At 54.0% G+C, this 26,794-nt stretch carries 20 protein-coding genes; 14 read left to right on the forward strand and 6 right to left on the reverse strand.

Translation table 11 applies throughout. The features are described 5' to 3' along the window. Nucleotides 1-30 precede the first annotated feature (30 nt). The 10 genes from BM040_RS15895 to ilvA all read left to right on the forward strand — a co-directional run bounded on the left by BM040_RS15895 (nt 31) and on the right by ilvA (nt 15,387). On the forward strand, nt 31-372 hold the full coding sequence (locus BM040_RS15895; protein WP_092103576.1) for a hypothetical protein: 342 nt from the start codon (nt 31-33) through the stop codon (nt 370-372). A 336-nt stretch (nt 373-708) separates the two neighbouring features. Next, a complete protein-coding gene (locus BM040_RS15900) occupies nt 709-4,953 on the forward strand; it encodes a DUF4082 domain-containing protein (protein WP_245756253.1) in 4,245 nt (1,414 codons plus the stop codon). A gap of 328 nt (nt 4,954-5,281) precedes the next feature. Further along, nucleotides 5,282-6,418: a DmpA family aminopeptidase gene (locus BM040_RS15905; RefSeq protein WP_394333089.1), complete on the forward strand. Its 1,137-nt coding sequence runs from the start codon at nt 5,282-5,284 to the stop codon at nt 6,416-6,418. Then, nucleotides 6,408-7,262, forward strand: coding sequence for an aminotransferase class IV (locus tag BM040_RS15910; RefSeq protein WP_092103582.1), 855 nt, complete (start codon nt 6,408-6,410; stop codon nt 7,260-7,262). Before BM040_RS15905 ends, BM040_RS15910 begins: the two co-directional genes overlap by 11 nt. 453 nt (nt 7,263-7,715) lie before the next feature. Next, on the forward strand, nt 7,716-8,597 hold the full coding sequence (locus BM040_RS15915; protein WP_092103584.1) for a branched-chain amino acid transaminase: 882 nt from the start codon (nt 7,716-7,718) through the stop codon (nt 8,595-8,597). Nucleotides 8,598-8,872: 275 nt separating this feature from the next. Further along, on the forward strand, nt 8,873-10,594 hold the full coding sequence (gene ilvD / locus BM040_RS15920; protein ID WP_092103586.1) for a dihydroxy-acid dehydratase: 1,722 nt from the start codon (nt 8,873-8,875) through the stop codon (nt 10,592-10,594). Then, nucleotides 10,554-12,290 (forward strand): biosynthetic-type acetolactate synthase large subunit, encoded by a 1,737-nt coding sequence (gene ilvB, locus BM040_RS15925; RefSeq protein WP_092103587.1) that lies wholly within the window; start codon nt 10,554-10,556, stop codon nt 12,288-12,290. Before ilvD ends, ilvB begins: the two co-directional genes overlap by 41 nt. A gap of 23 nt (nt 12,291-12,313) precedes the next feature. Next, entirely contained in the window at nt 12,314-12,922 is a 609-nt protein-coding gene (gene ilvN / locus BM040_RS15930) for an acetolactate synthase small subunit (RefSeq protein WP_092103589.1), read from the forward strand. A 144-nt stretch (nt 12,923-13,066) separates the two neighbouring features. Continuing rightward, a complete protein-coding gene (gene ilvC, locus BM040_RS15935; RefSeq protein ID WP_092103591.1) occupies nt 13,067-14,107 on the forward strand; it encodes a ketol-acid reductoisomerase in 1,041 nt (346 codons plus the stop codon). An 8-nt stretch (nt 14,108-14,115) separates the two neighbouring features. Further along, the gene (gene ilvA / locus BM040_RS15940; RefSeq protein ID WP_092103592.1) at nt 14,116-15,387 is read left to right on the forward strand and encodes a threonine ammonia-lyase IlvA; all 1,272 of its coding nucleotides are present in this window, start codon (nt 14,116-14,118) and stop codon (nt 15,385-15,387) included. A gap of 97 nt (nt 15,388-15,484) precedes the next feature. On the opposite strand, the gene BM040_RS15945 is transcribed toward ilvA, so the two are convergent. After that, nucleotides 15,485-17,041 (reverse strand): protein adenylyltransferase SelO, encoded by a 1,557-nt coding sequence (locus BM040_RS15945; RefSeq protein WP_092103593.1) that lies wholly within the window; start codon nt 17,039-17,041, stop codon nt 15,485-15,487. A gap of 261 nt (nt 17,042-17,302) precedes the next feature. Between BM040_RS15945 and BM040_RS15950 the strand changes: the two genes are divergently transcribed. The 3 genes from BM040_RS15950 to BM040_RS15965 all read left to right on the forward strand — a co-directional run bounded on the left by BM040_RS15950 (nt 17,303) and on the right by BM040_RS15965 (nt 19,155). Beyond that, entirely contained in the window at nt 17,303-17,518 is a 216-nt protein-coding gene (locus BM040_RS15950) for a hypothetical protein (protein WP_245756254.1), read from the forward strand. A 290-nt stretch (nt 17,519-17,808) separates the two neighbouring features. Further along, complete coding sequence (locus BM040_RS15960; protein WP_092103596.1) at nt 17,809-18,738, forward strand: 2-hydroxyacid dehydrogenase; 930 nt, start codon at nt 17,809-17,811, stop codon at nt 18,736-18,738. 3 nt (nt 18,739-18,741) lie between these two features. Further along, nucleotides 18,742-19,155, forward strand: coding sequence for a VOC family protein (locus BM040_RS15965; RefSeq protein ID WP_092103598.1), 414 nt, complete (start codon nt 18,742-18,744; stop codon nt 19,153-19,155). A 51-nt stretch (nt 19,156-19,206) separates the two neighbouring features. Here BM040_RS15965 and BM040_RS15970 read toward each other — a convergent pair whose 3' ends face one another. Together BM040_RS15970 and BM040_RS15975 are read right to left on the reverse strand one after the other, a co-directional pair. After that, nucleotides 19,207-20,595 carry a TonB family protein gene (locus BM040_RS15970; protein WP_092103600.1) on the reverse strand — a complete coding sequence of 463 codons (1,389 nt, stop codon included), beginning with the start codon at nt 20,593-20,595 and terminating at the stop codon, nt 19,207-19,209. Beyond that, a complete protein-coding gene (locus BM040_RS15975; RefSeq protein WP_092103602.1) occupies nt 20,582-21,181 on the reverse strand; it encodes an RNA polymerase sigma factor in 600 nt (199 codons plus the stop codon). Before BM040_RS15975 ends, BM040_RS15970 begins: the two co-directional genes overlap by 14 nt. A gap of 97 nt (nt 21,182-21,278) precedes the next feature. Between BM040_RS15975 and BM040_RS15980 the strand changes: the two genes are divergently transcribed. Further along, nucleotides 21,279-23,138: a vWA domain-containing protein gene (locus BM040_RS15980; protein ID WP_092103604.1), complete on the forward strand. Its 1,860-nt coding sequence runs from the start codon at nt 21,279-21,281 to the stop codon at nt 23,136-23,138. A 149-nt stretch (nt 23,139-23,287) separates the two neighbouring features. On the opposite strand, the gene BM040_RS15985 is transcribed toward BM040_RS15980, so the two are convergent. The 3 genes from BM040_RS15985 to BM040_RS15995 form a co-directional block, all read right to left on the reverse strand. Further along, nucleotides 23,288-23,725 carry a hypothetical protein gene (locus BM040_RS15985; RefSeq protein WP_092103606.1) on the reverse strand — a complete coding sequence of 146 codons (438 nt, stop codon included), beginning with the start codon at nt 23,723-23,725 and terminating at the stop codon, nt 23,288-23,290. A gap of 86 nt (nt 23,726-23,811) precedes the next feature. Continuing rightward, complete coding sequence (locus tag BM040_RS15990; protein WP_092103608.1) at nt 23,812-25,170, reverse strand: sensor histidine kinase; 1,359 nt, start codon at nt 25,168-25,170, stop codon at nt 23,812-23,814. Next, the gene (locus BM040_RS15995; protein ID WP_092103610.1) at nt 25,160-26,518 is read right to left on the reverse strand and encodes a sigma-54-dependent transcriptional regulator; all 1,359 of its coding nucleotides are present in this window, start codon (nt 26,516-26,518) and stop codon (nt 25,160-25,162) included. The genes BM040_RS15990 and BM040_RS15995 overlap by 11 nt, the downstream gene beginning before the upstream one ends. Between the last annotated feature and the right edge of the window lie 276 nt (nt 26,519-26,794).

The following is a 26,794-nucleotide window of genomic DNA, read 5'->3' on the forward strand; positions in this document are numbered from 1 at the left end:
TATTTTGTCCAAAACCCAATGTGTTTAATTATGAAGTTCTTCTTAGTAGCCCTCTTCGTTGTCATTCCTTTCCTGTCTTTCTCACAGGGATTCAATGTGATGATCGGTAATGCTGAATTCCCAACAGACAAGGTGCCTGAGCACGTCAGTTTACCGGATAAGGTTAAAAAACTACGAATAAAAAAGAACCAGGCAGATAAGGCCCCAAAGACTTATACAGTACAGATTGGTGAAGAGGAACATACCTTCATTGGAGATGGCACCTACCATGACGTGGAATTTTCTCATGACATAAGAGGCTTGGTGGTATCTATCCTGGACGAAAAGCGACAAGTACAGGGCAAGCCTTTTCTCATAAGAAAATCAAAATAAGTATAGCTGGACTGGTATAGGATATATCAGTCCAGCTATACTTCAGGCTTCGATAAAGGTGCAGTTGTGAATTTGGCGTGGAAGACATTGCTGCCCATGATCGAAGGTCTTTTAGCGTGTTCCCGATTAAATAACACATGCTTATGTTCCAAGAACAATATGAAAAGATGTAATAACCCCGGAAACTGGTTGCAGGCTCCCAGGCCTTATCAGGTAGATGTTCTGCCTGAAGCCAATATTGATTCTTTTATTAGGAGCCGTTTTTCAGCCTGGCATGTTCTGCTGCTAAAAGCGGTATTCCTGCTTCTCATTCTTGGGGGGATTAGCATATTGCCTGTGGCGGCCCAAAATGCTATCGTGCTTGAAAACGCTAAAACGGGTAACCCTGCCTCAGAATGGCAAATCAGCGGAGCAGGGGACCTCTCGATCCAAGGGTTTGCGACCGACATCAGTTATAATAAAGGTGAAACTGCCCGATTCAATATTAAGACAAGTGCAAGAGCTTATACTATTGCAATTTACCGGCTTGGCTTCTACCAGGGAAACGGCGCCAGGTTGCAGGGAACAGGAACTGTAACGGCAACCCTGCCACAATCTCAGCCAAACTGCCTCACTAACTCTAGCACCGGCCTGCTCGACTGCGGAAACTGGGCTGTGTCTGCCCAATGGGCGATTCCAAGCACTGCGGTATCTGGATTATACCTTGCCAAACTGACTCGCACGGACACAGGAGGTTCCAGCCATATCGTGTTTATTGTTCGTGATGATGCCAGCACTTCTGACCTGCTATTCCAGACTTCTGATGCCACCTGGCAGGCTTACAACGTTTACGGTGACAATAACAATGGCAAAAGCCTCTATACAGGTTCTGGCGGAAAGGCTGTGAAGGTAAGCTACAACCGCCCTTTTCTGACCCGTAACGGTGGCGGGGGAGGTGGCCCGTCGGAAGACTGGTTATTCAACGCTGAATACCCGATGATCCGTTGGATAGAGTCCAATGGCTATGATGTTACTTATACTACAAACGTAGATAGCGACCGTCGTGGCGAGCTTATAAAGAACCACAAGGTATTCCTCTCTGTGGGGCACGACGAGTACTGGTCGGGGGCTCACCGGGCGCATGTAACAGCCGCCCGCGATGCTGGGACCAGTCTTGCGTTCTTTAGCGGGAATGAAGTATACTGGAAAACACGCTGGGAAAACAGTATTGATGGCAGTGGGACTACCTATAGAACCCTGGTCTGCTACAAAGAAGGTTCATCTGGCGAGAATACCTGCAATGGCAAGTGTGATCCTAGCCCAGAGTGGACAGGCTTATGGCGTAGCGGATGTGAGTATAGAACCGGAGATATTCTGGTGGATGGCTGCCAACCCGAAAATGCATTAACCGGCCAGATAAGTTGGGAAGAAAACACAGTCGCCCTTCAGGTGCCAGGCACCTATGGTCAGTTAAGATTCTGGCGGAATACCAGTGTCGCCTCCTTGGGCAGCGGGCAAACTGCCACTTTAACCAGTGGCACCATTGGGTATGAGTGGAACGCTGAGCAAGAGGCCTATAGGTCTACCTACCCGAATGGAAGGATCCTGCTTTCCAGAACTGTTATTAATGGGAAGGTTCATCACTTAACACTCTATAAGCATACGAGCGGAGCCTTGGTGTTTGGCGCGGGAACTGTTCAGTACTCCTGGGGCTTAGACAGTAACCACGACCGCGGCAGTGCGGCACCGAGTACGGCCATGCAGCAGGCAACTGTTAATCTTTTTGCAGACATGGGCGCTCAGCCCGGAAGCCTGCGCCCAGGCTTAGTTGCCGCTACTGCTTCCACGGACACACAAGCTCCTGTTACTACCATCACATCTCCTGCGGAAGGCACCAATCTGGCAGCGGGTGCTGCTGTTACAATCACTGGTACGGCCTCTGATGCCAATGTAATTGCAGGGGTAGAAGTGTCCACAGACGGGGGCAATTCGTGGCGACTTGCAAATGGAACAGCTAACTGGTCATTCTCTTGGACACCTACGACACAAGGCGCTGCAGCAATCAGAGCACGAGCTTTTGATGATTCCGGGAACATAGGTGTTCCTGTAGTAGTCAATGTTACTATAGGAGGTGGAACAGCTCCTACTTGCCCCTGCACGGTTTTCCAGGCATCTACTACCCCCTCAGGAAGTCTGCAAAACGATGGGCAGGCGCTGCAGCTGGGCATGAAGTTCCGCTCCTCCACCAACGGTTTTGTGACGGGGGTTCGCTTCTACAAGCAGACGGGCAACACGGGTACCCATACCGGCCAGCTCTACAGCAGCACCGGCACGCTCTTGGCCTCGGTGGTGTTCCAGAACGAGACGGCCTCGGGCTGGCAGCAGGCCTCCTTCTCCTCGCCGGTGGCCGTCACGGCCGGCACCACCTACCTGATTTCCTACCACTCGAGCGGGGGCGGCTACTCGGCCGACGACAACGGCTTCAGCCAGGCCGTGGTGAACGGGCCGCTGACGGGCCTGCAGAACGGGGTGGACGGGGCCAACGGCGTCTACCGCTATACTTCCGCGCCCGCCTTCCCGACCAGCAACTTCCAGTCCAGCAACTACTTTGTCGACGTAGTGTTCGAGACAGGCACCCAGCCCGCCAACGAGCCACCCACCGTGGCGATCACGGCTCCGGCCAACAACGCCTCCTTCACCGCACCGGCCAGCATTGCCATAACGGCGAACGCCTCGGATACCGACGGCACGGTAAGCAAGGTGGAGTTGTTCAACGGAGATACGAAGCTGGGAGAGGATTTGACAAGCCCTTATACTTACAACTGGTCTGGCGTACAGGCTGGGACTTATGCTTTGACAGCTAAGGCAACTGACGATAAAGGGGCTATGACTACGTCCGCTACTGTGAACGTGACAGTGAACGCTCCGGCTAACCAAGCGCCTTCTGCAGCAATCACCTCACCTGCAAACAATGCCACTTTTACTGCTCCGGCAAGCATTACTTTGTCTGCCTCAGCCTCTGATGCAGATGGTTCTATAAGCAAAGTGGAGTTTTATAGCGGTACAACTAAGCTTGGTGAAGATCTGACAAGTCCGTACTCCTATAGCTGGGAAAATGTTCCGGCAGGGAGCTATCAACTGACCGCGCGGGCAATAGATAACGCCGGCGCTACGGGCACTTCTGCTGCAGTAAACATAACTGTTTCCAGCCCAGCCAATACTTCCCCAACAGTAGCAATTACCTCCCCAGCAAACAACACCACTTTCACAGCACCGGCCACGATCACGATTGCTGCTAGTGCCTCGGATACGGACGGCAGTGTGGCCAAGGTAGAGTTTTTCCAGGGCACAACTAAACTCGGGGAGGATACCAGCAGCCCGTACAGCTTTACCTGGAGCAGCGTGGTAGCGGGCACCTACACCTTGACGGCACGGGCAACGGATAATTTGGGGGCAACTACTACATCTGCCGAAGTGAATGTAACGGTAAACGCCCCGGCTAACAGCGCCCCAACAGTAGCCATCACGTCGCCTGCAAACAATGCCACTTTTACTGCCCCGGCGACTATTAACATTGCGGCCTCGGCCTCTGACACGGACGGAACCGTGAGTAAAGTAGAGTTTTACAACGGTAGCACCAAGCTAGGTGAGGATCTGACCAGCCCGTACAACTACTCCTGGAGCAGTGTGCCGGCGGGAAGCTATACGCTTAGTGCACGGGCTACTGACAATGCTGGTAGCGTTACCTCCTCCGACGCAGTGAATGTGACAGTGAACGCCGCCTCGTCGGGTTGTCCTTGCACGGTCTTCCAGGCTTCTGCTGCTCCCTCAGGAAGTCTGCAAAATGACGGGCGGGCGCTGCAGTTGGGCATGAAGTTCCGCTCCTCGGTGAACGGTTCTGTGACGGGAGTTCGCTTCTACAAGCAAAGCGGCAACACGGGCACCCACACCGGCCAGCTCTACAGCAGCGGCGGGGCGCTGCTGGCCTCGGTGGTGTTCCAGAACGAGACGGCCTCGGGCTGGCAGCAGGCCTCCTTCTCCTCTCCGGTGGCCATCACCGCTGGCACCACCTACGTCATCACCTACCACTCGAGCGCCGGCTACTATTCAGTCGACGACAGGGGCCTGAGCCAGGCCATCGTGAACGGGCCGCTGCGGGGGCTGGCCAACGGGGAGAGCGGCCGCAATGGGGTCTACAGGTACTCTAACACACCTGCCTTCCCGACTAGCAACTACCAAGCGAGCAACTACTGGGTGGATGTCGTGTTCAACACCACCCTTACCGCCGGAGGCCAGGCACAGACAGCTGTGATGACGGGAGTTGAGAAAGGCACCCAGCCCACGCTGCTGGCATTCCCTAACCCGTCCTCAGGGGAAGGGATACAGCTGGAAGTGCAGGGAATAGGCAGCATGGAAGAGTTCTCGGTAACTGTTCATAACAGCATTGGTAGTGAATTGATACGGCTTCAAAGGAAAGCAAACAAGGAAGGAAATTTCATAGAGGAGATAAAGTTTGCTCCACGGTTACCTCATGGTGCTTATACTATCAAAGTGCAGAGTAAGAGCATCATGCTTGGCCAAACCATCATCATAGACAAATAGTATTAGCCAGACAGGTATCTTGATTTCCTTAAGTCAGAGTATAAGGATGTAGGTGTAGGTAATAGGACTGTTGTAGTATTGGTTACAGTTATTGTTCAGTTAGAAGACACACATAGTTCCCACACTTTTTTGGCTTTGCTATAGGTTTGGAAAGCTCCTGTATTTCCAGTGCTAAACAGGATATTAAGAACCACGGCTTACTCAATGTTTTGGAAGGATGTCATTTATACTTTCAAGTATAGGTGACATCCTTTCTGTGTCTACTTTGAAGCACCTATAGCATTTCTGCCACAGCCTCTCTATATTTAGGCAGTGCCATATTCGAGAGATGCCCATGAGACTAACCTTTATACTTATACTTCTGATGGTGATGTATACACAGGCTTGGGGCCAGGAGCGGAAACGCGTCCGGGAGTATGGTGTGAAAGTCGGGGTGCTGCCCACCGGAAAGTATAATGCCATTACCGATGTGGCCGGTGTTACGGTGGGACACATGACCCTGCTTGAGGGAGAAAACATCCGCACGGGCGTAACGACCATACTTCCCCATGAAGGCAATGTGTTTCAGCAGAAGGTGCCGGCCGCAGTGCATGTGGGCAACGGCTTTGGCAAACTGGCAGGCAGCACGCAGATAAAGGAACTGGGAAACCTGGAATCGCCCATTATACTTACCAATACGCTAGGCGTTGGCACTGCCATGAATGCGGTAGTAGGTTATATTTTGGAACAGGCCGGGAACGAGCAGGTTCAGTCGGTGAACGCGGTGGTGGGGGAGACAAACGACGGCTACCTGAACGATATCCGGGGCAGGCACGTGCGGGAAGAGCATGTGCTACAGGCCATACAACAGGCTAAAAGCGGACCTGTGCAGGAAGGAAACGTGGGGGCAGGCACCGGAACGGTGTGCTTCGGCTGGAAAGGCGGTATCGGCACTTCTTCCCGCAAGTTGCCGGAGAGCGCTGGCGCTTATACGGTGGGCGTGCTGGTGCAGACCAACTATGGCGGCGTGCTGCAGGTAAACGGCGTGCCGGTAGGCAAGGAACTGGACCAGTACTTCATGAACCAGCAAATCAAGGACAGTGCCGACGGCTCCTGCATGATCATTGTCGCGACTGATGCGCCGGTGGATGCCCGCAACCTGGAGCGAATGGCCATGCGTGCCATGATGGGGCTGGCCAAAACCGGAGGCATTGCCTCCAACGGAAGCGGTGACTATGTGATTGCCTTCTCCACCAACTCCGAGATGCGCATTCCTTATACTTCCGGGGAGAAGACACAGGCAGCCCCTATACTTCGTAATGATGAGATGTCGCCACTGTTTATGGCTGCGATAGAGGCTACCGAAGAGGCTATTCTCAACTCCATGTTTATGGCAGAGGACATGGCCGGAAAAGAGGGGCGGAAAGTAGATGCGTTGCCACTGAAAAAGGTTCTTAAGCTATTAAAGAAATACAATGCAATCTAACCCCAACTACGCCTACGTGCGCGGCCAGGTGCTGCCACTCGAACAGGCTACCCTGCACATCAGCGATCTGTCCATCCAGCGCGGCTACGGTGTGTTCGACTATTTCAGGGTGTTCCATGGCAAACCTGTTTTCCTTGATGATTACCTCGAGCGCTTTCATGCCTCGGCAGCGGCCATGAACCTGGAAGTGCCCGTGCCGGATGCTGATCTTCGACAAGCGATAGACGAACTGATCCGGCGCAACAATTTGCCCCTGTCCGGCATGAAAATGATCCTGACAGGCGGCTACTCGGAGAATGGGTATGATCCCGCCGAGGCGAGCCTTATCATACAACAGCAGCCGCTCATCCTGCCCGGGCCGGAGATGCTGGAGCAGGGTATAAAAGTCATCACCCACGAGTATGTGCGGGAGGTGCCGCGCGCCAAAACCATTAACTATACCATGGGCATCCGGCTGATAGGGGAGATCCGCAGGCGTGGGGCCAGCGACGTACTTTACCAGCAAAACGGAGTGGTCTCTGAGTTTCCGCGCTGCAACCTCTTTATCGTGAAGCAGGACAACACAGTGGTAACGCCAGCAGATAACGTGTTGCTCGGTGTGACCCGCAAGAATGTGCTGGCACTGGCCGGTAAGAAGTATAAAGCTGCAGAAGGCACCGTAACGTTGGAGGATGTATACGGGGCAAAAGAGGTTTTTCTGACCAGCACAACCAAGCGCATCGTACCTATTGTGCAGGTGGATGAACAGGTGATTGGCACAGGCAAACCAGGAGATGTAACGCTCTCGCTGTTGCAGGACCTGGTGCAGTTAGAGGAGGAAAAAGGGGCGAAGATGTTAGTATAATCTATACTTCAGAAAGTATAATTGGCTTTGCCAACGCTTATAAAACAAACGATTGCGTAAAAAATAATTTAAATTTGTCTTGCATCTTTGTTTTCAGCCTTTACATTTGCAATCAACAAACACAGTAAAACAGACAATGCATCAGCTCATTCTATCCATTTCTATTATTATTCGCGTGGTCCTTCCGCGCGGGGTAGAGGTGGTATGCTGATTCTGAAATAGAACCTATAGTTTAAGCTAACGCAGCCATCTCCCCAAAGGAGGTGGCTGTTTTTGTTTTATATAAAAAGTAAGAGATTATGTTTTTTAGGCTACTGGTAGTCATTATTATTCTCATTTATCCTCTACCGCCGGGTTGAAGGAATGGCCTTGTATTCTCTGATGCGCCTTTCTGACTGCCCGGTTAGAAAGGCTTTTTTATACACTTTTATCTAACCCCATACTCTTAAAACAATGTATTTCAACAGCGACACACTCGTTTACCTCGACGGCAAATTTGTAAAGGCAAGCGATGCCTCCTGCTCCGTTTATGCCCAGACCCTGCACTATGGCTACTCTGTTTTCGAAGGCATCAGATCCTACAAAACTCCCAACGGAACGCAGATTTTTAAGGCAAAGGAGCATTACGAGCGCCTTCATTTCTCCTGCCAAACGGTGGGGCTTCCGCTCAACTATTCTGTGGAGGAACTTACGGAGCTAACCTACCAGGTGCTGGAGCGAAACAACCTGCAGGATGCCTACATCCGCCCGCTGGTATATGCCGGCACGCCTAACATGAGCCTGACCGCGGCGCAGGAGAGCAACCTGCTGATTGCCGCCTGGGAGTGGGGCAAATACCTGGGTGACAGAACGCTGCGCGTAATGGTTTCGCCTTACGAGCGGCCCAATCCGAAGTCGGTGCCGGTAGAGGCCAAGGTGTCCGGCCATTATGTAAACTCCACCATTGCCTGCTCCGACGCCAAGGCCAAAGGCTACGACGAGGCCCTGCTGCTGGACATGAACGGTTTCGTGGCGGAAGGCCCCGGGGCAAACTTTTTCTATGAGAAAGACGGCGAATTGTTCACGGCCCCGCCCGGAAGTATACTCTGTGGCATCACGCGCAACACCATCATCGACCTGGCGCGTGAGGCAGGTATCACGGTGCATGAAAAGTTCTTTAAGCCCGACGTGCTACAGGAGGCGGATGCTGCCTTTATGACCGGAACAGCCGCAGAAGTAGTAGGCGTGCAGTCCATCAACGAGCGCCTGTTTCCGAAGCCATACGAAGAAAGTATAGGCGCATTTCTGGGCAAGCGATACTCCGAACTGGTAACGGGAAAGCTTGTACTTGCCTAAGCAAATGTTGCTGAAAAAGTATAAATCCGCAGGTTAGAGATGGTAGCTGTGTGTTTTTATACTTGTTGAATATCAACTATTTATACTTTGGAAGCCCTGTATCAGAAAGTATGGAAGTGGCGAAAGATTGCCCCGGCCAGCGGAAAAGATAACTGAACTTGCAAAGCAACAACCATAGGTAGCCTGAGAAAGGCGCCTTGGCAACACCTGATTAACCTGTGGCAAAGGCCGCTCCTCCAAAGGGGCTTTTGCTCACCTCTAACCACCTTAAAACAATGGCATTAAACAAATACAGCCGCATCTACACCCAGGACGAGAGCCTTCCGGCCTCACAGGCCATGCTGATTGGCTCTGGCCTCTCGGAAGAGGACCTGCGCAAGCCTTTCGTAGGCATCTGCTCTACGGGCTTCGACGGAAACACGTGTAACATGCACCTCAACTCCCTGGCTGACGAGGTAAAGCAGGGCGTGAACCAACTCGGAATGGTAGGGCTGCGCTTCAACACGATTGGCGTGAGCGATGGCATCACCAATGGTACACCCGGCATGCGTTACTCGCTGGTGTCCCGCGAGGTGATCGCTGACTCGATCGAAACTATCACCGGGGCACATAATTACGACGCCCTGGCCTGCGTGGTAGGCTGCGACAAGAACATGCCCGGTTCCCTGATGGCCATGGCCCGCCTCAACCGCCCCTCGCTGATGGTATATGGCGGCACGATCAAGGGCGGCGACTTCAAAGGACAGAAACTCAACATCGTGTCCTGCTTCGAGGCCTACGGCAAAAAGCTCAACGGCGCCATCTCCGACGAGGACTACAAAGGCATCATCCGCAATGCTTGTCCGGGCCCGGGTGCCTGCGGGGGCATGTATACGGCCAACACCATGGCGTCGGCTGCCGAGGCGCTGGGTATGTCCATCCCTTTCTCTTCTTCTTCACCGGCCATCAGCGCCGAGAAGAAGCAGGAGTGCCTCACCACGGGCCAGTACCTGCTGCGCCTGCTCGAGCGCGACATCAAGCCAAGGGATATTCTGGTACGTGAAGCCTTCGAAAATGCGCTGGTGCTGATAACCGTACTCGGTGGCTCTACCAACGCGGTGCTGCACCTGATTGCCATTGCGCATGCTGCTGGTGTGAAGCTCACGCTACAGGATTTCCAGGAGGTAAGCAACCGGGTGCCGGTGCTGGCTGACTTGAAGCCAAGCGGCAAGTACCTGATGGAGGATCTCTCTGCCCTGGGAGGAGTGCCTGCCGTGATGCGTACCCTGCTGGACGAAGGCCTGCTTGCAGGTGATTTGATGACCGTAACCGGGCAGACTGTGGCTGAGAACCTGGCCGATGTGCAACCACTGGGACAGGAGCAGGATTTGCTGCGCCCATTATCTAACCCCATCAAAGCAGACGGCCACATCCAGACGCTGTACGGCAACCTGGCGCCGAAAGGAGCGGTGGCAAAAATCTCGGGTAAGGAGGGACTCATCTTCGAAGGACCAGCCATCGTGTTTGACTCTGAGGAGCAGTTAAACGAGGGCATCACCCTGGGCAAGATTAAGCCGGGCCATGTGGTCGTCATCCGCTACGTTGGTCCGAAAGGAGGACCGGGCATGCCGGAAATGCTTAAGCCAACCTCGGCTATTATGGGAGCCGGCTTAGGCGACAAGGTAGCCCTGATTACGGATGGTCGTTTCTCTGGTGGCACGCATGGGTTCGTGATCGGCCACGTTTGCCCCGAGGCGTACGATGGCGGTACTATCGCGCTGGTGGAAAACGACGACCTGATCACGCTGGACGCCACTACCAACTCCATCCACCTGCACGTGGAGGAGGCCCTGCTCCAGCTGCGCCGCGATAAGTGGCAAAAGCCCGCTTCTGATGTTAAGCAGGGAGTGCTGCTAAAGTATAGACGCACGGTTAGCGACGCCAGTAACGGATGTATCACTGATTTAGAGGAAACGCATGTTAACGAAAGAGAAACCAGCACCAGCATCATCGCCTAAGCAGACCCAGACAATCTCTGGGGCAGAAGCCGTTATACTTGCCCTGCTGGAGGAAAAGGTAGACACGATTTTCGGATACCCAGGCGGCGCCATCATGCCCGTGTATGATGCCCTGTATGACTATACTGATAAGTTGAACCACGTGCTGGTGCGCCACGAACAGGGGGGCATCCATGCCGGCCAGGGTTATGCGCGCTCCTCAGGTAAAGTTGGGGTAGTGTTCGCCACCAGTGGCCCCGGCGCTACTAACTTAGTTACCGGACTGGCAGATGCACAGATCGACAGCACGCCACTGGTATGCATCACGGGACAGGTGTTTGCGCATTTGCTCGGAACGGATGCTTTCCAGGAGACTGATATCCTCAACATTACCACCCCGGTAACCAAATGGAATTACCAGGTAACGGATGCGAGTGAGATTCCGGATGTGTTGGCCAAGGCCTTTTACATCGCAAAAAGCGGCCGTCCGGGACCGGTGCTGATTGATATCACCAAAAATGCGCAATTACAGCAGTTTGATTTCACGGGCTATCAGCCTTGCAAACACATTCGCAGCTACAGGCCCAAACCTACGGTACGGCACGAGTACATCGTGCAGGCAGCCGAGCTGATTAACCAGGCCCAAAAGCCCTTTATACTTTGGGGACAAGGCGTGATGCTTGGTGCAGCGGAGCAGGAGTTCAAAACCTTTGTGGAGAAGAGCGGCATTCCGGCAGCCTGGACCATCATGGGCGCGGGCGCTTTGCCTACCGATCATCCACAGAACGTGGGCATGCTGGGCATGCACGGCAACTATGGCCCCAACGTGCTCACCAACGAGTGCGACGTGCTGATTGCCATCGGCATGCGCTTTGACGACCGCGTGACCGGCCGCCTGGACAAGTATGCCAAGCAGGCCAAAGTAGTGCACCTGGACATCGACCCGACAGAGATTGGCAAGAACGTGCCGGTAGCCGTGCCGGTGTGGGGCGACTGCAAGGAAACGCTTCCGCTGCTGACCGAGCTGGTAGAGGCAAAAGACCACCAGGAGTGGCTCGGGAAATTTCGCAAGTATAACGACCAGGAAATTGAGGCGGTGATACAGGACGAGCTTTTCCCAACATCTGAGGAGATGACGATGGGAGAGGTAGTGCAGCAACTCAACGAGCTCACCTCCGGCGACGCCATCGTGGTGACGGATGTAGGACAGCACCAGATGGTGGCCTGCCGCTACGCCAAACTCAACCATACCCGCAGCAACATCACCAGCGGCGGCCTGGGCACGATGGGCTTTGCCTTACCGGCTGCCATTGGCGCCAAGTTCGGAGCGCAGGACAGAACCGTGGTGGCTGTGATCGGCGACGGCGGATTCCAGATGACCCTGCAGGAACTGGGTACCATCATGCAGACAGGGGTGGATGTGAAAATATTGATTCTCAACAACCAGTTTCTGGGCATGGTGCGGCAGTGGCAGGAGCTCTTTCACGAGCGCCGCTACTCTTTTGTAGACATCGCCAGCCCGGACTTTGTGAAAGTAGCTAGCGGCTATGGCATCAGCGGCAAGAGCGTTAGCAAACGCGAGGAGCTGCGAAGTGCGCTGCAAGAGATGCTGTCGCATAAAGGCTCCTTCCTACTGGAGGTGATGGTAACCAAAGAGAACAACGTGTTCCCGATGGTGCCGCAAGGGTGTAGTGTTAGCGAGATCAGGCTGAAATAATAGCCGCCTAAACAAGTATAAGTATGCGTAACGAGAACCATACCGACAAGCAGGAGTTCAACATCACGGTGTATACCGAGAACCACATCGGGCTCCTGACCCGCGTTGCCATCATCTTCTCCCGAAGAAAAATCAACGTGGAAAGCCTTAATACCTCGCCTTCCGAAATAGAAGGCATTCACCGCTTCAACATCGTGATTACTGAAACGGCGGAGGTGGTGCGCAAGATAGCCGGCCAGATTGAAAAGCAGGTGGGCGTGCTGAAAGTATACTTCAACACCAACCAGGATGTGGTATGGCAGGAGATGGCGCTCTATAAGGTACCGACGGACGTGATTGCTGAGCGCGCTATTGTAGAGCGACTGCTCCGGGAGAATGGTGCCCGGGCCGTGGTAATCCGGAAAGACTACACCGTGTTCGAAACCACCGGCCAGCGCGAGGAAACTGATAACCTTATCAAGGTGCTGCAGCCGTACGGACTAATCGAGTTCGTGCGCAGCGCCCGCATCGCCATCATTAAAGACAGCGACGGCTTCCACCGGAAACTGCAGGAGTTTGAGCAAAGCGAGCCCCACGACGAGGTGGTGGAGAACGAGTACCTCAACAGCCGCGAGAAAGTCTTCACGATGTAAAGTATAGACAAAAGAATTTTTAGACAAAAGACAAAGGACTAGTAGACAAAGGACCGGACCAAATGTAGAACAGGAAGTCTTTCGTCCTTTGTCAAACAGTCTTTCATCAAAGTATAAATCAACCTTAAAACAAATTAAACTAAAATGGCAACTATCAATTTTGGAGGAGTAGACGAAACCGTAATCACCCGCGACGAATTTCCACTTGCCCAGGCAAGAGAAACACTGAAAGACGAAATAATCGCTGTGATTGGATATGGCGTGCAGGGCCCGGGCCAGGCACTGAACCTGCGTGACAACGGCTTTAACGTTATCGTGGGCCAGCGCAAAGACTCCGCCTCCTGGGAGAAAGCGAAAAGCGACGGCTGGGTGGAAGGCGAAACCCTCTTCTCGATTGAGGAAGCGGCAGAACGCGGCACCATCATCGCTAACCTGCTGTCCGACGCCGGTCAGATTGCCGTGTGGCCAACTCTGAAAGAAAGACTCAAGCCAGGCAAGGCCTTATACTTCTCCCACGGCTTTGGCATCACCTTTAAAGAGCATACCAGCATTGTGCCTCCTGCCGATGTGGATGTGATTCTGGTAGCGCCAAAAGGCAGCGGCACCAGCCTACGCAGACTGTACCTAGCCGGCGGCGGCCTGAACTCCTCTTTCGCTGTGTACCAGGATGCGACGGGCAAAGCCTATGAGAAAGCGATAGCCATGGGTATCGGGGTAGGTTCCGGTTACCTGTTCGAAACAGATTTCCAGAAAGAAGTATACAGCGACTTGACCGGTGAGCGCGGCGTGTTGATGGGTGCCCTGGCAGGTATCATCGAGGCTCAGTACCAGGTGCTTCGCCAGCGAGGCCACTCACCGTCTGAGGCGTTCAACGAAACAGTAGAAGAACTAACCCAAAGCCTGGTACCGCTGGTAGGCGAGAATGGCATGGACTGGATGTTCTCTAACTGCTCTGTTACGGCCCAGCGCGGCGCCCTGGACTGGAAAGGCAAGTTCCGTGAGGCTACCCTGCCTGTGTTGAACGATTTATATGATAGCGTGGCTTCCGGAAAAGAGGCCGAGCGTACTATCCAGCGCGGTTCTACACCAGGGTACCGTCAGGAGCTGGAGGCAGAGCTAGCGGAACTGCGCGAATCAGAATTATGGCAAACAGGAGCCACGGTGCGTAAGCTCCGCTCCAAGTAATTACTAGTATGGATAAAGATGTAGCTTTAGAGAGTACCGTCGTGGCCCTGGAAAGGGTGCAGCGGGCGGCAATGAACCTGCGGGGGGTGATTTACAAGACGCCCCTGTTGCAGAACCACTGGCTTTCCCAGACCTATGGTGCCGATATTTACCTGAAACGCGAGGACCTGCAGATTGTGCGTTCCTACAAAATCAGGGGGGCGTACAACAAAATTTCGACGCTTCCGGCCGAGCAGGCCGCGCGCGAGATTGTGTGTGCCAGCGCCGGCAACCATGCCCAGGGAGTGGCCTACGCCTGTCAGTTGCTCGGTATTAAAGGCTACATCTTTATGCCTGCTAATACACCTGCCCAAAAGGTAAGCAAGGTACGCCTGTTTGGGAAAGAGATGGTAGAGGTGGTGCTCACGGGCAGTACCTACGACGAGGCCTATGCCGCCGCCAAAGAGCTCTGCGACAGCCGCAGCGCGACCTTTGTTCACCCTTTCGACGACATGGCCGTTGTAGAAGGCCAGGCCACGGTGGGCTTGGAGGTGCTGCAGGACGCGCACTTCTCCATCGACTACTGCTTTGTGCCAATTGGCGGAGGCGGTTTGGCGTCGGGTGTTGCCAGCGTATTTAAGCAGCTGAGCCCGAAAACGAAGATTGTGGGTGTGCAGCCGATGGGGGCACCCTCCATGTATAAATCTATCCGGGAGGACAAACGGCAGGCGCTGGAAAGTATAGAAAGCTTTGTGGATGGCGCCGCTGTGAAATGCCCTGGCGAGCTGACCTTTGAACTGTGCCGCGAGCTGCTCGACGACATCGTATTGGTGCCGGAGGGGCAGGTCTGCGTAGACCTGCTGAAGATGTATAATGAAGAAGGGATTGTGCTGGAACCGGCCGGAACCCTCACCGTGTCAGCGCTGCAAGTATACGCCGACAGAATTGCCGGCAAGAACGTGGTCTGTGTGATCAGTGGCAGCAACAACGACATCACCCGCATGGAGGATATCAAGGAGCGGGCCATGCAGCACCAGGGGCTTAAGCACTACTTTATGGTGACTTTTAACCAGAAACCCGGCGCCCTGCGCACGTTCGTAAACAAGGTGCTTCATCCCGGCGATGACATCATCCACTTCCAGTACATCAAGAAAAACAACAAGGAGAAAGGCCCTGTGTTTGTAGGCATCGAGGTAAAACAACCACACGATGTGGAAAATATCAAGCTTCGGATGAAAGAAGAAGGCTTTGCCTATGAATACCTGAACGGCAAGCAGGATTTTCTGAATTTATTGGTATAGGAGGTACTTCGAAAGTATAAATAGTATCAGATTCAAAGTATAAAAGCCGCTGCAGAACCCAATCTGCAGCGGCTTTTATACTTTACTAGTAGTTACATTACGAACTACACGACAGCATCGAGCAGCCTGCCTTCTGCGTTGCCCAACCCGGCCGGGTTTCAAAGAACTCATCATACTTATTGGAGTATGGATCTTTCAGGGCTTGCTGAAGCTTTTCAAATGATGCTGTCTCACCTTTCTCTAGCCCTTCTATGGCCTGGTGCAGCAGGTAGTTACGAAGTATAAAGCGTGGGTTGGTTTTGCGCATTAAATCCTGCGAGGCTTGCCGTTTGATGGTGTTTTTGTTCAGGCGCTCCAGGTAAGCGGTGATTAAAGTATAAAGCTGGGCGTTCTGTTCCTCTGTCAGGTCCTCGTACAGGCTCTCTTTAAAATATGCGGCCACTTCTGCTGCACTGCCCATGTACAGCGGCAGGTCGATAAGGAGCTGGAAGAAAATTGTCATGTCGGGCTTAATGGAGGCCAGCGTGTTCTCAAACTGACTGATCAGATCCGTGTCACCGCTCTTCAGTTTGTCCAGGCCCAGCTTGTTACCCATCATGCTGTAGTACTTGCGCCAGTAGACTTCTTTGTAACTCTCCAACGCAGGTAGCAACTGCTCCTTCTCCACTAGCGGCAGCAAGGCCGCTGCCAGGCAGCCCAGGTTCCAGTAGGCGATGCTTGGCTGCTTGCCAAAGGCGTAGCGGCGGCCGGGCAGGTCAGTGGTGTTCGGTGTAAAGTCGGGGTCGTAATCATCTAGGAAAGAGTAGGGGCCATAGTCGATGGTGAGACCAAGTATGGACATGTTGTCGGTGTTCATCACACCATGCACAAAGCCCACGCGCTGCCACTCAACCATCAGGCTGGCGGTGCGCTCCACTACTTCCTTAAACCAGGTAATAACCTTGTCCTCGCCCTGGATGTGAGGGTAGTACCTGGCGATGGTCCAGTCCACGAGCTGGCGCAGGTGCTCGTGCTCTTTACGGGCGTTGAGCAGCTCGAAGTTGCCGAAACGCAGGAAGCTCGGGGCCACGCGCATCATAATGGCACCGGGTTCGTAGGCGGCGTTGCCGTTGTAAAACATGTCGCGCAGCACGGGTTCGCCAGTGGCTACCAGGCTCAGGGCACGGGTAGTGGGGATGCCCAGGTAATGCATGGCCTCGCTCATCAGGTACTCGCGGACCGAGGATCGCAGCACGGCGCGGCCATCGGCGCGACGGGAGTAGGCGGTTGGCCCGGCACCCTTCAGCTGCAGTTCCACTGTTTTGGCGTCCGGCGTCTGCCATTCGCCTAAGGTGATGGCGCGGCCATCGCCCAGCTGCCCGGCCCAGCTGCCAAACTGATGACCGGCATAACAGGCGGCGTAAGGGTACATGGCCTCAGTCACGTGGTTACCACCAAGTATATCCAGCTCCTGCTGCTCTTCAGGTTTTGTAATCCCCAGTTCTGCAGCTAGCTCGCCGGACCAGGCCAACAGCGTCACTTTCTCCACGGGAGTAGGAACGGCTTTGCTGTAGAGCTTACCCGGTGTCTGGCGCGGGTTCAGGTCGCCGCTGTCGTCGCCGGGAAAAGTGCTGACAAAATCTTTTTTATAGTTTTCGGAGCGAAGGCTCTTCATATAGTATCTGATTAAATGAGGTGATTGCCCGGAGTGCACCGGAGCTCTGAAGGTAACAAGTATGAGGCGGAATTAGTTAACTTTTATACTTTTTTCGCGCCTGATGTGGCAGTCGGTGGGGCTGCGATTGACAGTCCTCAGCGAAATTGGCAGAGTATAAAGTATAAATTCAGGGGGAGGAGCGAACTTAGGTTAACTACGGTATATCTATTCTTCTTTTTACGCCGTATGCAACTAACAGAATTAAAACGAGACGACATCATGGATAATACACTTGAAAACACCTCCCTCCGTAACCTGATGCAGAACCCTTCGCAGTTAGCGGATATCATCAAGGATCCAACCAAGGGACTGGACTTCTATAAAGGACTGTCGGTGAAGGAGCAGCAGTACCTGCTGTTTGCCGCCGCCTTCGGCCTGATTGGTTACGCCATCTACCTGGGCAGGCAGGAAAAGCAGGTGGATACAACATCTTAACCTTGCCTAAGTAGCTCCGTATAAGAAGTATACATCTTTTATTTTCGACAGACAGGTGACAAGCCTGATGAAAGCTTGTAGAAGCTTTGCGAAGTAACGTACATAGTGTGTTCGAAAATGCAAAGAGAAAAGCCTGCCCTGGGTATCGCTCAGGGCAGGCTCTTTTTTTCTCCTTATGCTAGCTTCTTCCTGTTTTAGGGCGTGCATGCCGGTTTTTTATAGTATAAGTCGTAACTTAGAGACAGTGGCTACCATTGTATGTTTACAGCCGTTGATACCTTAACTGATCTATGCCTATTACAATCTTAAGCCAGGGAAGAAATGTCGAGCCCTGGGTGAAAGCACTTAAAGAGAAAAGACCGGACCTGGACCTGCGCGTCTACCCGGAAGACCAACCACGTGAGGAAATCACCTTTGCACTGGCCTGGGGCCATCCGCTGGGGGCGTTCCGGCAGTACCCTAACCTTACCTGCATCTCCTCGCTCGGAGCCGGCGTGGACCACATCCTCAAGGACCCTGATATCCCGGAGCAGGTACAAATTGCGCGCATCAAAGATGAAGACCTGACCACCGACATGGCCAACTTTACCATGGCCCTGGTGCTTAATCACCTGCGCGACCTGCACACCTACAAAGCTGCGGAAGAGACGCAAACCTGGAAGCCCCTCCGATACAAGCGGAATGCGGATGTCACCGTGGGCGTGATGGGAATTGGTACATTGGGCAGTGCTGTCGCGCAACGACTGAGCAGCATCGGCCTCCGGGTGACGGGCTGGGCTAACTCTGCTAAGCAAATTGAGGGTATCGGCATGTACGCGGGGGCCGGCGAGCTGGACGCGTTCTTGAACGCTGCTGATGTGCTCATCTGCCTTTTGCCGCTCACGCCAGATACAGCCAATATCCTCAACAAAGAAAACCTGCTGAAACTGCCAAAGGGCGCTTTCCTGATTAACGTGGCGCGGGGCGAGCATTTGGTGGAGGAAAATTTGCTGGAGTTGCTGGAAACCGGGCACCTTTCCGGTGCCAGCCTGGACGTGTTCCGGGAGGAGCCGCTACCGGAGAGCCACCCCTTTTGGTCCCATCCCAAAATTAACGTGACACCCCATATTGCCAGTGTTACCAACCCCGAGTCTGCGGTAGACCAAATCCTGGAAAACTATGACCGCAACCAACGCGGGGAGGAGCCCCTGAACCTTGTTTCACGAACTAGAGGATACTAACTTATGAACCCTTTTCACTACGCCTTTAAAATAAAGGACATCGAATCCACCCGTAAATTTTATGTAGACATTTTGGGTTGCCGGGAGGGCCGCAGCTCCGAGCATTGGATAGACTTTGACTTCTTCGGGCACCAGCTGTCGGGCCACGTATCGGACAATATTCCGGAGCTGGACTATTGCGGGAAGGTGGACGGCGTGAGCGTGCCGGTACCGCACTTTGGCTGTATCCTCACCTACGAGCAGTTTGAGCAGGTGCAGGCAAAACTGCAGCAGCACGATATTAAATTTGTGGTAAAGGCGCACACGCGCTACGAAGGGCAGGTAGGAGAGCAACGCACTATGTTCGTGCTCGATTTGAGCGGCAACCCGCTGGAGTTTAAAGCCTTCAAGAATCCTGACGAAGTGTTTGCCTCTTAGTGGGTACCCACACCTATAAAATAGCCCTTATGCCTCTTGCAGGTGTAAGGGCTATTTTTTGAACTGTATTGTAATTTTTACCTCCTGCGGTACTGCCTGGCCATTTCGTGTGGCAGGTTTCCAGGCGGGGCCTTCCTGCACCAGGCGCAGCGCCTCCGCATCGCAGGCAGCACAAAGGCTCTCTACCACGCGCAGGTGCTGCGGTTTGCCGTTGGTTGCCACCGTAAACGCTATTTTAACCTTTCCCTGCTCCGGTACAGGTCTGCTGTTCTCGCGGAGGTACTTTTTATACTTGTTCATCCCCGCTGCGGGCCTTGCTGGTTCAGTTTTCGGGGCGGCAGCGGTGCCGTTCCCTGTCACTACCACCTCGCTCAGGGCACGTTGGTCCGGCGCAAGCGTGACGTTCGCGGAGGTGTCTTTCCCAGCCAGCGCTCTTTCTGCTGTTTCATAGCCGAGGTAACTGAAGCGCAAAGTATGTTCGCCTGCCGGCACGGGCAGACTATACTTGCCCGCCTCATCGGTGGTCACGGCGGCTGTCTGGTTCTTCAACGTTACTGCCACTCCCGGGAGCGGCTTGCCCTCCGGCGACAGCACCTGCCCCGTAATCAGCTTTTTTCCGGCCGTATTCTCCGGTTTCACAGTGCTGCGCCCCCTGAGGGTTATTCCTACCGCTTTGCCAGCCAGTGCCTTGGAAACATCCGTGGACTCCGGCGCAAGCGCCATAGCAGGCTTTTGTTCTTGCTGCAAAACGGCAGCAGCGGTGTCATATATAAAAGGTCGGTTTTCTGTCACATTTTCTACGCCTGCCAAGTACCCCGGTTCAACTGACTTTGCTTCAGAGGCAACAACCTCAGCTTCTGCATCCGTCAAAAATCTTTCCTCCAGCACCTCCTGGTCATACACTTCTTCCGCATCCTGTTTTACAACCGGGGAAGTATACTTTCTTCCGGGCACCACCGCGGCTATACTTGCCGCCGGTATCTGCGCAACTTCAGCGCTATCCGGTACTGTGGCCGCTGCAGAGGGCAGGGGAGGTATACTTTGTGGCGCGGCGGCAGGCTTCAAGACAGTTTCTTCCTGTGCCAGCTCCAGCCCCGGCTGCTGCAAAGTATAGTTATAGTATAGCACCAGTATAGCCGAGGTAGCAAGTATAAGTATAGCCGCAGCACGTTGCCAGTACCCAGGCAATACTCGCTTTTTCCCCTGTTTTACCCGGGCTCGAATGCGTTGGTTGATATCGGCTACGGCGTCACTGGTCTGCTTCACATCAGAAGCGGCCATGCCTTCGAGCACGTCTGCACACTGGGCACAGTCCAGCAGGTGCCGCTCCAGCTGATGGTGCAGGGCAGGGGGCAGGTCCCCGTGCTGATACTGCCGAAGCAGCTCCAGCGAAGGGTGATCGCCGTCTGGCCAAAGTATGTGGTGCTTAGCGCGTGGCATGGTGCTTTTCCATGTAAATTTTAAGATTGCGTTTTCCGTTCTGGATGTAGCTTTTTACTTTGCTCAGTTCAAAGCCGGTCAAGTCAGCAATTTCGGCATAGCTTTTCTGCTGCAGGTAAAACAGGTCGATGCAAGTTCCCTGTTCCGCCGGCAGTTGCTGCAGGGCCTTTCGCAAAAGCTGCTCGGTCTCCTCGGTCTGCTCTGCCTCTGTAAGATGCTGCGGCTCGTGGTTTTCCATAAGCGGGAGCGCTGTATCTTCCTTGTACGGGCCTGTTACCCCCTTTTGTGCCCGCAGCTTCATCAGGCAGTGGTGTTTGGTGGTGGTGTAGAGCCAGCTTTTAAAATTACTTACCTCGTGCTGCAGCAAAGCAGTTGCCAGGTGTTCAAAAAGCTGCATGGTGGCATCCTTGCTTTCTTCCTCCTCCTTCAGGTACTTCAGGCAAACCAGGTATACCATCTCCGAGTGGCGTTGGAAAAGCTCGCCCAAATGCTCCAGGTCCCCGCTCTGCCGGTACAGGCGCAGCAGCTCCGCATCCGGGGGAGGGGGCTTGGCGTTGGTGAACAGCTTGAGGAAGAAGGGCAGCATCAGGAGGATCGTTTCCTAAATAAACTAAATTTTTTTCAGACCGGCTTATGGAAAAGCTTTGGCGGCTGCATCCTATAGGAAACAAACGCACAAAGCCATGAAAAAACAACTCTACACCTTGCTGCTGGCCCTGCTGATGCTGGGGCTGCACGCGCATGCACAGTCCGTTACCGTAACGGGCACCGTCACCGATGCCGCCAACGGAGCCCCGCTGCCAGGGGTATCTGTCACAGAAAAAGGAACAAAATCGGGTGTCGCCACAGACCAATTTGGCAAGTATAGCCTGCAAGTAAGCGGAGAAAAGGCTATACTTGTTTTCCGGTTCATCGGCTACCAGACCCAGGAAGTGAAGGTCGGAAAAAGGCAGGCGGTGGATGTGCAGCTTCAGGTCGAAACCCATACTTTACAGGAGGTAGTGGTGACAGAATCTGTCAATGCTAAAGGTATAAGGTTGAGAGGTGTCGCGGCCGGGGTGGCCGTGCAGGAGCAAAGAAACGCCTATGTTGCCTACGACCGGGAGGTGCTGCACAACACGGAGAATTACAGTCAGATACAGGAAAGCAGGTTTCAGGAGGCCAGAAAAGCCCCGCTTTCCACCTTCTCCATCGATGTGGACCGAGCCTCTTACAGCAACGTGCGCCGCTTCCTGCAACAGGGGCAAAAGCCACCGGTAGATGCCGTGCGCATCGAGGAAATGGTCAATTACTTCTCCTACGATTATCCGCAGCCAACCGGCGAGGCGCCCTTTGCCGTGTACACCGAACTTTCCCAATGCCCCTGGAACAAAGAGAATCAGCTGCTGCACATCGGCTTGCAGGGGAAGAAAATTGCAACTGATAACCTGCCGCCTTCCAACCTGGTGTTTCTGCTGGATGTGTCCGGTTCCATGGCCTCGCCAGACAAACTGCCGCTGCTCAAATCCGGTCTAAACCTGCTGGTGGACCAGCTGCGCCCGCAGGATAGGGTAGCCATCGTGGTATACGCCGGTGCCGCCGGGCTGGTGCTGCCCTCCACACCCGGAAACCAGAAAGAGAAAATATGGCAGGCCCTGGATAAACTGGAAGCCGGGGGCTCTACGGCCGGTGGCGCAGGTATAAACCTGGCCTACCAGGTAGCGCAGGAGCAGTTTATGAAAGGAGGCAATAACCGGATTATACTGGCCACAGACGGTGACTTTAACGTGGGCGTGAGCAGCGATGGGGCGCTGAACCGGCTGATTGAGGAGAAGCGCGAATCCGGCATTTTTCTGACCGTGCTGGGGTTCGGAACCGGCAATCTAAAAGACTCCCGCATGGAGCAACTGGCCAATAAAGGCAACGGCAACTACGCCTACATCGACAATATCCTGGAAGCGAAAAAAGTGTTTATCAACGAGTTTGGCGGCACCCTGTTCACCATCGCCAAAGATGTAAAGTTGCAGCTTGAGTTCAATCCGGCCAAGGTAAAAGCTTACCGCCTGATTGGCTATGAAAACCGCACCCTGCAGAGCGAGGATTTTAACGATGACAAAAAAGATGCGGGAGAGCTGGGAGCCGGCCATACCGTCACGGCCCTCTACGAGATTGTGCCGGTCAGTGCCAGGGGGACCAAAACAGCCTCGGTGGATGAGCTCAGGTACCAGCAATCGCAGCTGAACAAGCAAGCCACCGATACAGACGAACTCCTGACACTGAAGCTGCGCTACAAAGATCCGGAAGGCAGCCGAAGCAAGCTCATCACCACCACGGTTTCCGGCAAGGCCACGGTGCAGCCAGGGCAGACCTCCGATAATTTCCGGTTTGCGGCGGCGGTAGCTTCCTTCGGCATGCTGCTCCGCGATTCCGAATTCAAGGGAAACGCCACTTACGCCCAGGTGCTGGAGCTGGCGCAAAGCGCCCTTGGCAACGACGCGGAAGGCTACCGCGCCGAGTTTATCAAGCTCGTAAAGTCCAGGACACTGCTGAGCGACCGGCGCTAATTTCTTATTGCCTGTAAATAGCAAGGGTAGCTTACCTCTGATAAGCTACCCTTGGTCTGTTGTTGAAAGTATAAAATCGGCCTCTGCGCCTGCTGGTAAGTATAAACTTTAGCGGACGAAGAGGCCGATTTAGTAAAACCAAGTATAAACTACCGGCCTTTCCTGCCGCGCCCTTTTTGCTGCTGCTTTTTCTGCTTGATGTACTCTGCCTTCAGTTCCTTAAACTCCTCGTTCGAAACCGTCACCGTGTAGTAGAGTGAGGAGAGGATCGTTATGTCCAGGTCAAAATCGTATTCTATACTTAGCGAGAGCTGCTTTTCGGGGTTCAGCACATAGGCATCGTCTACGATATCATACACCTCAAACTCATACTCGCCTTCCTCCAGCAACGGGTTCTGAATGCGGGCCAGCCGGTCACCCGTGATCACGATTGGCTCGGCTAGTTCCACTTCCAAGTCGAAGGGCTGAATAAAGCGGCCGTCCTTTTTATGGGTCACATACTCTACCTTGCTGATGTGCAGGGCAATGTCCTGGTTCTTGTTCTCGCGGCTATACTTAATGTCGTGGATGTTTCCGATCAGCTTCATAGGCTTCTGTGCTTTGCTGGTGCAAAGGTAGTTAATAAAGCAGGACGATGCAGCTATAAGAGTGGGTGCAGGAAAGTATAAATCGCTTACCGGTTACCCGGAAAGCGCAGCAGAAAAGCAGTGCCCACACCCTCCGCCGACTGCACTTGGATGGAGCCTTGATGCAGCATGAGGATCTGCTTGCACAAACTCAGGCCGATGCCGGTGCCGTTTTTGCGGGTACTGAAGAAAGGGATGAAGATTTTCTCCTGCACCTCGCGCGCCATCCCGATGCCGTTGTCCTCCATTTTGACGAATGTACTCTCCCCGGAAGCATAAGCGGACAGAACGATGGTGGGTTCCGGCACGTTTTTCACCGCCTCGATGGCGTTTACCAGCAGGTTGATGAGCACCTGGTCGAGCAGGTTTTTATCGGCCTGCAGGCGTATGGCGGGGTCTTCCAGGATGAACTCCAGCGAAATGTTTTTCTGAGCCAGCGTGGGGTGCATGAGATGCTCCAGGTTCGTGAACACTTCCTGCACCGAAACATCGGCCACGTTGAGCTTGGTGATGCGGTTCAGGTTACGGTATACTTCGGCAAAGCGCAGCAGGCCCAGGCTCCGGTTTTTGATCGTGCTCACGCTCAACTCAAAATCCTCCATGTCGTGCGCCGAAGGGCCGGCGGCGGCCGTCTCATGCAGGCGGGTTTTCAGCGTGTCGGCCAGCGAGGCAATGGGGGCCACCGAGTTCATGATCTCGTGGGTGAGCACGTTCAGCAGCTTTTGCCAGGCCCGGGATTCGGTCTCGTCCAGGGCCTCGCTCACGTTCTGGAAGGCCACCAGTTTATAGGTGCGGTCCTCGCTGCGGAAAGCCGTGGCCGAGAGCAGCACTTTCAGGGTGCTCTTCTCAAAATTCGACGTGTACGCCGTGGCGATTCTGGAGCGCCCGGGTTGCAGCTCCTGCACGGCCCGGTACAGCTCCTCGTCCCTTTTCTCCAGGTGGTGGATTGTTTTCATGTAGGGCAGGTGCAGGAGCTTTTTCAGGGAGTCATTCAGCAGCACCACCTCGCCGCTTTCGACGTCATACGACAGGATGCCGGTGTCTACCAGCTCCATGATTTTCTGGAGGTGCAGGTGCTGGCTTTCCTTTTCCTTGTTTATACTTTTCAGGGTGGAGTTAATCTCGTTAAAGCCCTTGTGGAGCAGTTGCAGCCTGGCGTTCGGGTACTGCTCGTTGTAGTACCTGGAGAAGTCGCGGTAATGGACCGACTCGATGAACTGGCCCAGTTCGTCCTGCGCCTTCCGGACGTAGCGGGTCAGGTCAACGACTTGGTACACGATGAGGGGAAGTATAAACACGAGCGCCTCCGACCAGCCGTTCAGGATAGCGATCGCCGGCGTGCTCAGGGTAAGCAGGAGCAGGGCCACCCGCCACGTGATGCTCCAGTCCGGTTGCTTAAAGCCCATACTTGCCTAATCGTCGGTACAGGGAGGTGCGCGTAATACCCAGCTCTTTGGAGGCTCGGGTCAGGTTGCCGCCGTGCTTCTGCAGCACCCGGTTGATGGTGGCCCGCTCCAGTTCCTCCAGGTTGCTCTCCTCCGTTAGCTTTTCCGCCACGGGGGCTGCCTCGATGGGGGAGAAGAGGATGTCGTCGGGCTGCAGCACGGGGCCATCGGCCATGATCACGGCGCGCTCCATGGCATACTGCAACTCCCGCACGTTACCCGGGAAGTGGTACTGCAGCAGTTTCTCCTGGGCGGCCTTGCTCAGCTCCGGCACCGGCTTCATGTACTTGTCGGCGTATACGGCGGCAAAATGGTTGGCCAGCAGCAGAATGTCCTTGCCCCGCTTGCGCAGCGGCGGTATGGTGATCTCCACGGTGTTGATGCGGTAGATGAGGTCTTTTCGGAAGCGGGACTCATTGGCCAGCTCAGGGAGCGGCACGTTGGTGGCGCAAAGCAGACGCACGTCGATAGGGATGGGGTCGTTGGTGCCCAGGCGGATGATCTGCCGGTTTTGCAGTACGCTGAGCAGCTTGGCCTGCTGGTGCAGCGAGATGTTGCCGATCTCATCCAGGAAAATCGTGCCGCCGCTGGCTGCCTCAAAGCGGCCCGGGCGGTCTTCGCGGGCATCGGTAAAGGCGCCTTTCTTGTGTCCGAACAGCTCGCTCTCAAAAAGCGATTCGGTCAGCGCACCTACATCCACTTTCACAAAAGGCCTGCTGGCGCGGAGGGAGTACTGGTGAATCGCCTTGGCCACCAATTCCTTGCCCGTGCCGTTTTCCCCCAGAATCAGGATGTTGGCATCCGTTGGGGCTACTTTTTTGATTTTCAGGAAAATATCCTGCATTGCCTCTGACTCACCCAACAGTTCTGTGCCAAAGATTTCGGTGGTGTTTTTTGCCGCGCTGGAAGCATCGCCCTTGCTTTTCTTCCCAACAGCATCGGCCAGTACCGTGAGCAGCTTTTCATTGTGCCAGGGTTTCACCACAAAGTCGGCGGCGCCTTCTTTCAGCGAGCGGATGGCTAGGTCAATGTCGCCATAGGCTGTGATCATCACCACTGCCACTTCGGGTTTTAGCTCTTTTATTTTCCGGAGCCAGTATAAACCCTCGTTGCCCGTGTTCAGCGCGCTCTTAAAGTTCATGTCCAGCAGGATCAGGTCGAAAGACTGTTGCCGGAGCAAGCCGGGCAGCAGGTCGGGGTTTTTCTCCGCCACAATATCCCGCACGTGTGGCCGCAGCAGCAACCGTACAGCGGTCAACACATCTGTATCATCATCAACAACCAGTACGGAAGCCTTTTTTAACTGCATAGCTGTAGGATTATAGAGCCTAAATAAACTATAATTGTGCCATTGATGCAAAGTCCTCAATTTGAGCAGCAAGACCAATAGCCGCCAACCTATATGCGTGCGATTTCGCACACTTGTTGCGCGATTCTGCACAGGGCCAAAGTATAAAATGCTGGTAACTGGCTGATTTAGAAGGATATTTCGTTTTGGCATTGCCTGTGCAGCCGTGATAGTGCAGCTCTCTCAGACTTTCTTATTCTCTCTGGCGCTGCTGCATGTTCCCTTAACCAAAAAAGC

Source organism: Pontibacter chinhatensis (assembly GCF_900113285.1).
GTDB classification, from domain to species: domain Bacteria; phylum Bacteroidota; class Bacteroidia; order Cytophagales; family Hymenobacteraceae; genus Pontibacter; species Pontibacter chinhatensis.